The sequence below is a fragment of the Flavobacterium restrictum genome, assembly GCF_007097245.1.
Classification (GTDB): domain Bacteria; phylum Bacteroidota; class Bacteroidia; order Flavobacteriales; family Flavobacteriaceae; genus Flavobacterium; species Flavobacterium restrictum.
In genome coordinates this window covers 138,045-151,466 of record NZ_VJZT01000007.1, presented here as the reverse complement: position 1 = coordinate 151,466, position 13,422 = coordinate 138,045, and the positions used below count along the sequence as shown (strand labels likewise).

The following is a 13,422-nucleotide window of genomic DNA, read 5'->3' as shown; positions in this document are numbered from 1 at the left end:
ACTATTGCTTAAATAATAGAGTTACATGCATCATTAAGAAAGAATTGCTTCGGCTTTTTCGTATTCCCAAAAATATGTCATAGTGACACTACTTATTAATAATGCGAATATAGTGAATTATAGCGTTTAAGCAGAGCGTTCGCTTTTAAAAAGACCGCCACAGATTGCTTCGCCTGTTCGCTATCGCTCGGGTCACAGATTTCAATAGCTTAAAATGAATTAAATTGACACTGATTTTTGGATTTGTGCAATCAAACAGCATTATTTTGGTTTTAAAATCTGTGACCCGAGCGATAGCGAACAGGCGAAGCAATCAGTGGTGTATTTTTTTTATTTACAATTGTTTTAAAGGCGAACGCCCTTCGTTTATGTACGTTCTCGATAGAGATTGAAATACCAATACTCTTTGTAAAAAACTCCCAATCTTTCGAATGATAAATAAATTTCTCACAAAATATAGCGTCTTATTTACATTCCGTACCCATTTATGAGGTAAAAGAAAACAAACTCAAAAAAAACTATACCAACAAAGGATCTAGTTTTTTTTGAGCGATTAATACAAAATCACAAAAAACAAAGCGTTGACTATCCTGTCCATTAAAAAAAACGAATATTTAAGATAGAAAAAACAGCTTTAAATCCTTTTTTCAACGGTTACCATTTTCATAAAACCACCTCGATTATCATTACGTTCTATAGAATGTTGCACAATTAACTGCCCTATTGTAAACATATTATACAGTTCAAAAACAGCCGTACTAATTTGGCTTTTTTTTGCAACGCTTTCAAATTCTTTTTGCTTTAAAAGGAGAACCTTTTTGGCTTGATACAAATCCAAATCATTGCGGACAATTCCAATGTTTTTGCGCATCAAAAGTTGCAATTCTGATTTCATATTCGCAAGATATTCTGGATTCATTTCTGGATTTTCATTCGTTTTCCAATCCAGAATTTCGCCATCGAAAGGGCGGGTTACCACTGTAAAATCAGCTAAATACCTATAAATTTTATCCGAATAAACCAAGGCTTCTAGCAAGGAATTGGACGCTAGACGGTTCGCACCGTGCAATCCTGTTCGGGAGCATTCGCCACAAGCAAATAAATTCTCCACCGATGTTTTTCCGTTGGTATCCACAGTAATACCGCCACAAAGATAGTGTTGCGCAGGAATTACGGGTATCCAGTCATTTTCGATTGCAATTCCAAGAGTTTTACAACGCTCATAAATCATGGGGAAGTGCTTTATAAAAGCGTCCCGATCTAAATGGGTGCAGTCTAGATATACGCATTCATTCTCTCCTTTTTTAAGTTCTAAATCAATGCTTTGCGAAACAATATCTCTAGACGCTAGTTCGCCTCTTTCATCATAATCAAGCATAAAACGGTTGCCATTTTTGGTACGCAAATAAGCACCAAAACCCCGAACTGCCTCGGAAATCAAAAATTTTGAACCCAAAGAAGCATCGTATAAAGCCGTGGGATGAAATTGAATAAATTCCATATCGGCAATTTGCGCATTGGCACGAAAAGCCATTGCAATTCCGTCTCCTGTAGCTATTATTGGATTGGTCGTATGTCCGTAAAGATGTCCAATGCCGCCCGTAGCCAAAACAGTTAAATTAGATTTAAATGTGATAATTTCTTTGGTTTTTTCGTCTAAAGCATAGGCACCAAAACACGCATTATTTTGGGTGATCAAATCCAATGCAAAATGATGATCTAGGACGTTGATATTCTTTTTTTGGTGCACTTGCCCCAGAATAGCGCGCTCTATTTCATAACCTGTTTGATCTTTATGATGAACGACTCTGTTTTTGGAATGTCCGCCTTCTTTACCTAAATCTAGTGTGCCATTAGAGTTTTTATCAAATTTTGCCCCCCAATCCATCAACTCCTTTAATCGTTGTGGCCCCTCGGTGACTACCATTTCAACAACTCCTAAATCGCACAAACCATCGCCACAAATTAAGGTATCGTCAATATGTTTTTTATAGGAATCTTGGGTTTTATCGGTCACAATAGCGATTCCTCCTTGTGCGTATTTAGTATTGGATTCGTCCTCGTAGGATTTGGTTATTATCGTTATTTTTCGGTCAGGAAATTGGTTTGCAATTTTAATGGCAAAGGTCAATCCAGCAACACCTGAACCAATGATTAAGTAGTTTGTTTCGATCATTATTTAGATAATTCAAGCATTCGTTCAATAGGAAGCAACGCTTTTACTCGTATATTTTCTGGTACATCAATGGTTGGCGTTTCGTTGAGCAAACAATCGTACACTTTTTGTAACGTATTCATTTTCATATAGCCACATTCGCTACAGGCACAAGTATTATCCTCCTTGGCTGGTGCTGGAATTAATGTTTTGTGAGGCACTTCTTGTTGCATTTTATGTAGAATTCCTGCTTCGGTAGCTACGATAAATTTAGTATTGTCATTGGTTTTTACATAATCAATCATGCCTGCAGTAGAACCAATGTAAGTGGCTGTTTGCAAAATATGCGTTTCTGATTCGGGATGCGCAATAATAGTCGCATCAGGATGTAACTTGTGTACAGCTATCAATTTATCTAACGAAAAAGCTTCATGAACCACACAAGAACCATCCCAAAGCAGCATGTCGCGTCCCGTTTTACTCATGATGTATTTGCCTAAATTCTTATCTGGTGCAAAAATTATAGGTGTTTCTTTAGGAATAGATTCCACAATTTTCAACGCATTCGACGAGGTGCATACAATATCGCTCAACGCTTTAATTTCGGCGGAACAATTCACGTAAGTGATTACAATATGATCTGGATGTTGTTCTTTGAACTTTTGAAATAAATCAGGAGGACACGACTCGGCTAATGAGCAACCCGCTTTCAAATCAGGAAGAATGACTTTCTTGGTTGGATTTAATATCTTGGCGGTTTCAGCCATAAAATGTACGCCTGCAAAAAGGATAATAGCAGCATCTACTTTCATTGCTTCTTGCGACAATCCCAAACTGTCACCCACATAATCAGCAATATCCTGAATATCCGATTCTTGGTAGTAATGCGCCAAAATTACCGCGTTTTTCTCCTTTTTTAATTTTAAAATACGTTCTTTTAAACTGTTCATTCGCTTGTTTTAAATTGTGATCTGTCACTTTTCATGAACACAAATACCGTTTCATTATAAAATGATTTAGAATCTCAAAATTACTTCATTTAGCGGAAATATCTAAATTTAGTTGGGGTACATTTCTAGTGAAAATTCAGCTAAATGACGATTTTTATTTGAATTTAACAAATCCACACCAATTCAAGATAAAAATAGGTACTCGTTTTCTCTAAATAGGACTTCAATGGTAAGAAGACTAAAAAGGAAACATTGCTATTGTTCTGAAAAAAACTAACTTTTGGTTTTAGTACTAATTTCAGGGAAACTCATGTTTTGGGTTTTTACTAATTTCCCTTTTTCGAAAAACTGCCAAACGCCTTCTTTTTTTCCGTTAACAAATTGTCCCTTCGAAACAATTGTTCCATCAACATCTCTAAAAATTGATGGGCCGTTATACTGGTCTTTTTTAAATTGCGATTCTTCTAAAACAATTCCTTTTTCGGAATATTTTTTATAGGAACCCTCCTTTAAGTTGTCTTTATAGTTGATTTCTTCGGCAATTTTACCGCTAGGAAAATAAACACTTCGAAGTCCTTGCAGTTTTCCATTTTTATAAAACTCGGTCGCCATAATTACGGTTGAGGCCTGATGGTAATACTTCCATTGTCCTTCAAAAACTTTATTGATTACTTTTCCCTCGCTTACTTTATTTTTATTTTGGTCATAAAAAATAGTATACGCCGAGTTGTCTTTGGGAACAAACTCCCGAGTTGCAATTACAGTTCCTGCTTTGGTATCATCAAAAAACTTAAAAACACCCGTTTCTTTGCCATGATTGAAAGTCCCTTCATAGCGTGGTCGTTTGGATTCCTCGTAAATTCCTTTCCAAACACCATCTTTATTGCCTTTACTATCAACTTTATTGTAGGTAGGCGTACTCGTTTGTGCTTGTATCAAAAATACATTACAAAGAATTAAAAACGCTATTGCTTGTTTATAAAATGGGTTCATAATCATGATTTTATAGGATAACGAAAAGTAGTTCTTTTAAGTATCCAAAACAAAAAATCCCGAATTACTCCGAGATTTTTTGCTTTTTATTATTTCTTTTTGTCTAATGCTTTTTGTGCTTCGGCTTGTTCCATTACTTCTTGTAATTTTTGCTGAAACTTACCTTGTTTTTTGGGCTCTTTCAATTTGTTTTGTTGAATTTGAGCATGTATTTTATCGCTATCAACAATGTAATTTTTGATAACGAACATAATTCCAATGGTAATTAAATTAGAAATAAAGTTGTACAAACTCAATCCAGCGCCGTAACTATTGAAGAAAATCAACATCATTAATGGCGAAATATAAATCATGTATTTCATCATTTTGGCCATATCAGGCATTCCTTCTTGTTGCGGTGCAGCCATTTGCTGGTCTCCAGAAGTCATTTTCATGTAAAAGAAAATAGCTATTGCCGCCAAAATTGGAAACAAACTAATATGATCGCCATACAACGGAATGTGAAATGGTAATTTGACAACCTCATCAAATGAGGACAAATCGTCCGCCCAAAGAAAGCTTTTTTGTCGCAACTCAAAAGCCGATGGAAAAAATTTGAACGAAGCCATCATAAAAGGCATTTGAATCAATGCTGGAATACAACCCGCCATAGGATTTACACCTGCTTTGTTGTACAATTTCATGGTTTCTTGTTGCTTTTTCATAGCATCTTTACTATACTTCTCTCCAAGTTCCGTGAGTTCAGGACGCAAGACTTTCATCTTGGCTTGTGACAAAAATGATTTGTAGGTGATAGGCGACATGGCAATTTTTACGATAACCGTAAAAACAATAATGGCAATTCCGTAGGCGATATACGAACTCAAAAATCCAAATAAAGGAATGAATACAAACTTGTTAATCCACCCAAAAATCCCCCAACCTAATGGAATAATTTTTTCAAGATTTTTATTGTATTTTTCTAAAACTTTGTAATCCGATGGTCCAAAATACCAACTCATTTTATAATCAATCTCTCCATTAGCATACGCCAAAGGCAGAGTCGCTTTGAGTTGTTTGGTGAAAATGGTATCCACTTTTGCATCTAAAACTAAATTATTAGATTGCAATTTTGAGGTAGTAAACGGCGTGTTTGTCAACAATATAGACGTAAAAAAGTGTTGTTTAAAAGCAACATAACTTACTTTTTCAGGCGTTTCTTCTTTGTCCTTTCCTTGACCTACATAGCTGATTTTTCCGTCTTCATGCTCATAATACAATTCCGAAAATTGATTTTCGTAGGAAACGCTTTTTTCATTTCTATAGGTTTTCAAATTCCATTGTAAATCCAATGGTTTTGCAGTATTCAATACTTTGTTTAACCCTTGCGAACGAATATCAAAACCAACCATATACTCGTTTGGTTTCAAAATGTATTTGTACTCAAGAAACTCGTTTGCACCAGCCTTTAACTTCATAGACAGGATTTGATCCGCTCCAACTTTGGTCAAAGTAGGTTCAAAAAACAATTCTTTGGTATTTAAATTGTGGTTATCGCTGGTTTGCAATTGCAAATTTAAATCGGCATTATTGTTTTTGATTAATTCTACCAATTCGCCAGAACCTTTCTTGAATTTTTCGAATTTTTTAAGGGTTGCTTCAACAATATAACCGCCTTTATTGGCGATTTTTAGTTTTACAACTTCATTTTCGATGATTGTAAAACCTTCTTTAGCAGTAGGAAGCGTCGCTGAATAAGCAAAATTACCTAGTGATTTTTGCAATTGTGCCAATTGTGTCGAATCGCCAGTTGTAGCCACCGCAAGCGATGCAGCTGCAAGTGATTTGGTATTCAATTCTTTGGCTTTGGCCGCTTTAATCGAAAGTTCTTTTTTGGCTTTATCTGCTGCCAAGGTTGCCGCCGAAGGTTTGTTTTGATACATAATCCATATCAAAATACCAAAAATCAATACAAAACCAATAATCGAATTAAGGTCTAACTTTTTTTCTTCCATTATATATTTAAAAAAGGTTTAATTTTTATTTTTTCTTTGCTTTTACAGCAGCTGCAATAAAGTGTACAAAAACAGGATGTGGGTTCGCCACAGTACTTTTATACTCCGGATGGTATTGTACACCTATAAAAAATGGATGGTTTTCGAGCTCAATAATTTCTACCAAACCTGTATCAGGATTCACTCCAGAGGCTATTAATCCCGCATTTTGCAATTGATCAACATACTCGCTGTTGTATTCATAACGGTGACGGTGACGCTCTGAAATAGTGTCTTTTCCGTATATTTTATGCGCTAACGAATCGGTTTTCAAATCACATTTCCAAGCTCCTAAACGCATGGTACCGCCTTTATCAGTAATTGTTTTTTGGCTTTCCATCAAATTGACAACTGGATGTGGCGTTTCGTCGTTCATTTCCGTTGAATTGGCATCGGTCAATCCTACTATGTTTCTAGAATATTCGATAATAGCCATTTGCATTCCCAAACAAATTCCAAAAAACGGAACCTTATTTTCTCGGGCATAGCGCACGGCTTCGATTTTGCCTTCGATTCCTCTTTCGCCAAAACCTGGTGCCACTAGAATCCCGTCAAGGTCTTTCAATTTCTCTTTAATATTCGTTGCGTCAATAAATTCAGAATGAATAGAGATCACGTTTACTTTGGTTTCATTGGAAGCTCCTGCATGTATAAATGCTTCTAGAATAGATTTGTAACAATCCTGCATTTCTACATATTTGCCAATCAAACCAATGTTTATGGTGTGTTTTGGATTTTTTAAACGCTTCAAAAAAGTATTCCAATTTTTAAGATCGGGAGCAGCTTTTTTAGGTAAATCCAATTTTTTTAATGCAACTACGTCAAGTCCTTCCTCTAGCATTAAATTAGGCACCTCATAAATAGTCGAAGCGTCGATAGATTGGATAACGGCTTCTCGTTTTACATTACAAAATAAGGCTAATTTGTTACGTATTTCGTCAGATATTTCGTGCTCTGTTCGACACACCAAAATATCGGCTTTGATACCACTTTCCATCAAAGTCTTAACCGAATGTTGTGTTGGTTTGGTTTTTAATTCTCCAGCTGCCGCCAAAAAGGGAACTAAAGTAAGGTGAATAACCAAGCCATTATGCTCGCCTAATTCCCAAACTAATTGCCTAACGGACTCAATATAAGGTAAGGATTCAATATCTCCCACTGTCCCACCAATCTCGGTAATGACAATATCATAATCGCCTGATTTGCCAAGCAATTGCATTCTATCCTTAATTTCATTGGTAATATGTGGTACAACTTGAACCGTTTTCCCAAGGAATTCGCCTCTTCGTTCTTTCTCAATAACCGAAAGATAAATTCTTCCTGTGGTTACATTATTGGCTTGTGAGGTAGGAACATTCAAAAAACGCTCGTAGTGTCCTAAATCTAAATCTGTTTCGGCACCATCATCAGTCACATAGCATTCTCCGTGCTCATAAGGGTTCAAAGTCCCTGGATCTACATTGATATAGGGGTCAAATTTTTGAATTGTTGTTCGGTATCCACGTGCTTGTAATAATTTCGCCAAAGATGCCGCAATAATTCCTTTTCCTAAAGAAGAAGTCACACCGCCTGTAACAAAAATATATTTCGTTTGATTCATGCTGTTGTTGTTTGTAATGTAGTTGTGTAAAAAACGTGGCAAAAATACAAATTTAATTGGATTTTTAAACTTCTTATCTGATTAGATTTTTAGAATTGTAACCGAATTATATTATTGCCTTTTTTGCAAAGAAGTTTGGCAAAAAAATTCAAATTTTTAATGAACTACTACTTTTTTAAGGCTTTGGATATTGTTTCTTGATATTTCGAATTAACTCTTCGAGTCCGTTGAGTTTTAATTCGTATATGAGTTGCAATTGATCGCCAAGTTCCCCCTTTGGAAAGCCTTTATTGCTGTACCAAACGATATAATACTCTGGAATATCAATCAAAAACCAGCCTTCGTATTTCCCGAAAGGCATTTTGGTATGCGCCAGTTTTATGAGTTGTTTTTGGTTTTGATCCAAGGGTTGGGAGTTGTGGGTTAAGTGTTAGGTATTTTTGGAAAACTACCTTTTTAGATTCTATTTATTCTTGAAAAAACTATACTTACTCCGCTTCATGCACTTTCAAATCCGTGTCGTAGTACACGATATAAACACCTTTGTTGGTATACCCACCGTCTTCTTTTTTGTAATACTCAAATTTATTATTGATTTGTTCCGTAGCCGTAGTATCTACAGTTTCTTGAAATGTTTGATCTTGTGACAAACGCATCAGCGTATCAAATGTCACATCAAAACCACGATTTGCAAAGGTACTAGGTAGTACTTTATTTTTCTTTTTATATTCTTTTTCAAAAATCTGGGCTTCAACCGAACTGTTTTCACGAGTCATTGTGGGATACATTAGTTTAAGTTTGACCAAATTTGGAAAACTAATTTCGTCTGTGTCCAATGTTTCATTAGGTTCCAAAATGACCAACTGCACTTTGTACAACCCCATCGCAGCGAGCATAGTAGCCATAGTTGCCTTTATTGTTCCCGTATTTCCTGTTTCTAAAATCACATAATTCATTTGGTTTTTAACGAACAATTGTTTCAGTCCTTCGGCGTTTAAACCACCTGTTTCAGTCAAAGGGGCTAACTGCACCTCTTTTTGGTTTTGCTGCAAATACAATCTTGAAGACTCTTTTTTCTTGTCAACAACGGCAATAATATTCCCGTTTTTTGATTTCATATAATCGAACATGGCATTTTTTATGGTTGCCGCCGTGGTAATAGATTGGTACAAGTTAGGATATGAATTTCCGATGTCTTTAGACAAAGGCGAAATAACGGCAACTCCACTTTGTGCCAATAAACTAGCAGTTTTCTCGACATTGCTTTGGTAAAAAGGCCCAATAATAGCATTGGCAGTTGCCAGATTATTTAGCTGAATCAAGTTCGCACAATTCGAATTGTTCTTTGTTTCTTGGGAGTCAAAAATACTGACATCAACGGCAAGTCCTATTTGTTTAGCCGAATCAATAGCCATCAAAGCGCCTGAATAAAAATCCAAAGTCATGTTCAAAAACTTATCTTTTTTAAGGCGATCCACAGTGGTATTAATCGTATCGCCTTCGATTTTAGAAATATTAAAAGGCAATAATAAGACTAATTTTTTCCTGTCGGAAGTGCTTTTGGGAGCCAATATTGTTGTTACTTTTTTGGTTTCTTGAGACACCACAGCACCAGTTACGGGCACTTTCAAAACCATTCCGTCTTGTACGCCGTTTACCAAACTGGGATTCAAAACCAATAATTCCTCGGCACTCAATCCTGTCATTTTAGACAAGCTATATAGCGTTTCTTTGGGTTTTACCTCATAATTCACATAATCCGTATGAGGTTTGTAGGTATCGTGTGTTGTTTGTACTACAAGCTCTTTTTTGGGCTCCACTTCCACAACTTTAATCTTTTTTGGAGCGGTTCCTTTAATTAAAAGTGGGTAACCAATGGGTAAATTGGGAACAATTTCGGGGTTTTTTTGCTCTAATTCTGCAATGGTCATATTGTATTGTTTGGCAATAGAGTACTTGGTTTCTTTGGGCAAGACCTCATGATAGATTGGCGTTTCCGTCTTTGCAACAGGTTTAGCCGTAGTGGTTTTCGAAACAACAGCTGATGGAATGACCAAAACCTGCCCAATTTGCAAACCACTTTTTTCAAGAAAAGTATTGGCTTTTTTCAACTCTTCATCCGAGACGTTGTATTGTTTTTCGATGGCAAAAAGAGTCTCTTTTGGAGCTACTTCGTGTGTTTTTATTTTAGAATTTGTTTTAGTAACAGCTGGAATTACCACTTTTTTTTCGCCAGAAATAGTTGGAATCAATAAGATACTATTGGGTTTCAAACCGCTTTGCGCATCAGGATTTAGTTGATAAATAGAATAGGGAGTTACTTTATATTGTTGTGCAATTTGATTTATTGTTTCGCCTTTTGCAACTTTATGTGTAATGCTTTTAACTTGCATAAAACTACTTAAAGTAAAAACTAAACTAGCCAAAAAAACTGTTATAAAATATTTCATGCTTTTGAGTGTGTAAAAAAAATTAGTTTTTCAAAGATACAAAAAACGGTATCAAATTTTGTTCCAAAATCTGATACCGTTTTTATATAATTTTGGTTGATAGCGACTCTTTAAAAACTCAAAAAAGTCCAACGTTAACCCTTATTCCCATTCAATTGTTGCTGGTGGTTTAGAACTAATGTCATAAACTACTCGATTCACCCCTTTAACTTTATTGATAATATCGTTAGATACTTTCATCAAGAAATCATAAGGCAAATGTACCCAGTCAGCAGTCATACCATCCGTAGATTCCACCGCTCGAAGTGCCACCACTTTTTCGTAGGTGCGCTCATCGCCCATTACGCCTACGCTGTTTACGGGAAGCAAAATGGCTCCGGCTTGCCATACTTTGTCATACAAGCCCCAAGACTTGAGTCCGTCGATAAAAACTTTGTCTACATCTTGCAAAATCTGTACTTTTTCAGGCGTAATATCACCCAATATTCTAATAGAAAGTCCAGGCCCAGGAAAAGGATGTCTACCCAATAATTCGGGATCAATTCCTAGCGTTGCTCCCACTCTACGCACTTCGTCTTTAAAAAGCATGCGCAAAGGTTCTACAATTTTAAGTTTCATATAATCCGGCAAACCGCCTACATTATGGTGCGATTTGATAGTTGCCGATGGTCCTTTTACCGATACCGACTCAATTACATCTGGATAAATGGTGCCTTGTGCCAACCATTTTACGTCTTCTATAATTTTTGATTCATCATCAAAAACCTCTATAAATACCCGTCCAATTATTTTTCGTTTGGTTTCTGGATCACTAATTCCTGCTAATTCCGTCAAGAATCGATCGCCTGCATCTACTCCTTTTACATTCAAACCCATGCCTTTGTATTGGTCTAAAACCGACTGGAATTCGTTTTTACGAAGCAAACCATTATTTACAAAAATACAATACAGGTTTTTGCCAATGGCTTGGTGCAATAAAACCGCTGCTACTGTAGAATCCACACCTCCTGAAAGACCAAGAACTACTTTGTCATCTTGCAATTTTTCTTTCAATTCTGCCACCATTTCTTCAACGAAAGCGTTGGGAGTAAAATTTTGAGGCACATAGGCAATTTTTACCAAGAAATTCTCCAACATTTTTGACCCATCGGTAGAGTGAAAAACCTCGGGATGGTATTGAATGGCGTAGGTTGTTTCGCCTGCTATTTTGTAAGCCGCAAATTCCACATCATGGGTACTGGCGAGTTTGATTCCGTTAGTTGGCAAGGCTTTAATACTATCGCTGTGGCTCATCCAGACTTGACTATTTTCGGAAACACCTTCAAAGAAAATTTCGTCTTCCTTTATATAGGACAAATTGGCTCTACCATATTCTCTGGTATTGGATGCCGCTACTTCGCCACCACTAAAATGGGCTAAATATTGCGCTCCGTAACATACGGCAAGCATTGGCAATTTGCCTCGAATTTGAGATAAATCAGGGTGTGGAGCGTCTTCTCCACGAACAGAGAAAGGGCTACCTCCCAAAATTACGGCTTTGTATGACGATAAATCACTCGGAAAATGATTGTAAGGAAAAATTTCGCAGAAAATATTTAATTCGCGAACTCTTCGAGCAATAAGCTGTGTGTATTGCGATCCGAAATCTAAAATAAGTACGTTGTGTTGCATGGTGCAAAATTACTTTTTATATTCGGAATTGAAAAATTAATTTATACTTCAATTTCAGAAAACAAATTACTACTAATTCGCTAATTTTAAATTCATGTTTCTGTTTTCAATTAGCGAAATAGGCGTTGCATTTTTTAATTTCACTCTTTTATAATTACAAATTTTCCTTTTACGCCAGTATCCCAATTATTCCAATAATCCGATTTTACCAATATGCCTTGATCATCATAAATTTGAAATTCGGCTGTATTTCCACCAAGCGTGCCCCGATTGAGTGCTTCTAACTCAAATGTATTGATTCCGTTGACCAGAAAAATCTTGAAATCTTTATAATTAGCTTGCATCGACAATCGCTCTTGCTCCACCCTTTGATTTAAAGTTGCTTTTACTAAATCGCCATCAATTTCGCCAAAGTCGCGGTATTTTATCACCAAAAATTGTGACTTCGTTCTAAATTCCCCAAAATTGACATCAATTTTTACCAAAAGTCTAGAATCCTCTTTCAAACCATTATCAACTAACGTTTTATTCAATTCTTTTTCCATTTTGTCTTTATACACATCCCCAGGATTCATAAATTCGTTGGGTTTAGGAATCATACTTATTGGGGTGGGTTCGCCAATGCTAAAAGAAGAACTTGGCGTTTTGGCATCAGGACTTTTAAATACATTAGGAGTCACTATTTTGGGCAAATCCGCTGGGGGAGGAATCGTTTTCTTGGGTTTAGTTGGAAATTTTGTAGGCGCAATAGGTTTGAATTTCGAACTAAACTCGCTTTGCGCCTGCCCTTTGAAGGCAAAAACAACTAGTAAAATTAACACCAAAATATATTTCATACCGCTTATTTATTATTTTGAATACAAATCAGGCTGCTACTGCCACAAAACTAGGGTTTTTATATTTTTGCAACTTACCTATTACAAAATTCTTAACATTTTTCATGCCAAAATCTGCTTTTTAAAAACCCAAATACTGCTTTTACAAATTAAACTTTTTAATTCCAAAACCCTGTTTTTTTATTATTCCTTTTTTTATAAATTGCGACACCAAATAGCAACATGAAAAGAATCTTGTACAATCCAGATTCTTTCTTTAAAAAAAACAAAATGAATAGAAAAAACATCTTAACTGGTTCTCCTTGGGAAGATAAAATGGGGTATTGTCGTGCCGTACGCATAGGAAACACCATTGAAGTTTCAGGAACTGTAGCCCTAATTGACGGCGAAAAAGTAAAAGCTGACGATGCGTATGCACAAACTTTGAATATTCTAGAGCGAGTAGAAAAAGTGCTTGAAGAGCTTAATGCTGGAATGAAAGACGTGATTCGCACCCGAATTTTTACGACAGATGTGAGCACTTTTGAAGCTGTAGCAACCGCTCACGCACAGTTTTTTAAGGACGTTAAACCTACCACTGGTTTTTACGGAATCAACCAATTGGTAGCTCCAGAATATTTAGTAGAAATCGAATTTACTGCTATTGTGGCTTAATACCTTTTACTTGACTGTATGCTAAACGGGCTAACAATTCAATATGGTACACGGATGACACATATTTTCGCTGAATTATA

The 13,422-nt window shown here is 36.1% G+C and carries 10 protein-coding genes; 1 reads left to right on the top strand and 9 read right to left on the bottom strand.

Translation table 11 applies throughout. The features are described from left to right. Nucleotides 1-634 precede the first annotated feature (634 nt). The 9 genes from nadB to FNW21_RS08645 all read right to left on the bottom strand — a co-directional run bounded on the left by nadB (nt 635) and on the right by FNW21_RS08645 (nt 12,688). Nucleotides 635-2,176, bottom strand: a complete 1,542-nt coding sequence (gene nadB, locus FNW21_RS08685) for an L-aspartate oxidase (protein WP_144256347.1) — start codon at nt 2,174-2,176, stop codon at nt 635-637. Further along, nucleotides 2,176-3,105 carry a quinolinate synthase NadA gene (nadA, locus tag FNW21_RS08680; RefSeq protein WP_144256346.1) on the bottom strand — a complete coding sequence of 310 codons (930 nt, stop codon included), beginning with the start codon at nt 3,103-3,105 and terminating at the stop codon, nt 2,176-2,178. Before nadA ends, nadB begins: the two co-directional genes overlap by 1 nt. A 273-nt stretch (nt 3,106-3,378) precedes the next feature. After that, nucleotides 3,379-4,098, bottom strand: coding sequence for a toxin-antitoxin system YwqK family antitoxin (locus tag FNW21_RS08675; protein ID WP_144256345.1), 720 nt, complete (start codon nt 4,096-4,098; stop codon nt 3,379-3,381). Between the two features lie 89 nt (nt 4,099-4,187). Next, the gene (gene yidC, locus FNW21_RS08670; protein ID WP_144256344.1) at nt 4,188-6,092 is read right to left on the bottom strand and encodes a membrane protein insertase YidC; all 1,905 of its coding nucleotides are present in this window, start codon (nt 6,090-6,092) and stop codon (nt 4,188-4,190) included. A gap of 25 nt (nt 6,093-6,117) precedes the next feature. Continuing rightward, nucleotides 6,118-7,731, bottom strand: a complete 1,614-nt coding sequence (locus FNW21_RS08665) for a CTP synthase (RefSeq protein WP_144256343.1) — start codon at nt 7,729-7,731, stop codon at nt 6,118-6,120. A 175-nt stretch (nt 7,732-7,906) separates the two neighbouring features. After that, nucleotides 7,907-8,137 (bottom strand): DUF3820 family protein, encoded by a 231-nt coding sequence (locus tag FNW21_RS08660; protein WP_144256342.1) that lies wholly within the window; start codon nt 8,135-8,137, stop codon nt 7,907-7,909. A gap of 82 nt (nt 8,138-8,219) precedes the next feature. Next, nucleotides 8,220-10,181 (bottom strand): LysM peptidoglycan-binding domain-containing protein, encoded by a 1,962-nt coding sequence (locus FNW21_RS08655; protein ID WP_144256341.1) that lies wholly within the window; start codon nt 10,179-10,181, stop codon nt 8,220-8,222. A 141-nt stretch (nt 10,182-10,322) separates the two neighbouring features. Beyond that, the gene (gene guaA, locus FNW21_RS08650; RefSeq protein ID WP_144256340.1) at nt 10,323-11,852 is read right to left on the bottom strand and encodes a glutamine-hydrolyzing GMP synthase; all 1,530 of its coding nucleotides are present in this window, start codon (nt 11,850-11,852) and stop codon (nt 10,323-10,325) included. A 140-nt stretch (nt 11,853-11,992) separates the two neighbouring features. Next, nucleotides 11,993-12,688: a hypothetical protein gene (locus FNW21_RS08645; RefSeq protein ID WP_144256339.1), complete on the bottom strand. Its 696-nt coding sequence runs from the start codon at nt 12,686-12,688 to the stop codon at nt 11,993-11,995. 270 nt (nt 12,689-12,958) lie between these two features. On the opposite strand from FNW21_RS08645, the gene FNW21_RS08640 reads away from it, so the two are divergent. After that, the gene (locus FNW21_RS08640) at nt 12,959-13,342 is read left to right on the top strand and encodes a RidA family protein (RefSeq protein ID WP_144256338.1); all 384 of its coding nucleotides are present in this window, start codon (nt 12,959-12,961) and stop codon (nt 13,340-13,342) included. The last annotated feature ends 80 nt before the right edge of the window (nt 13,343-13,422 follow it).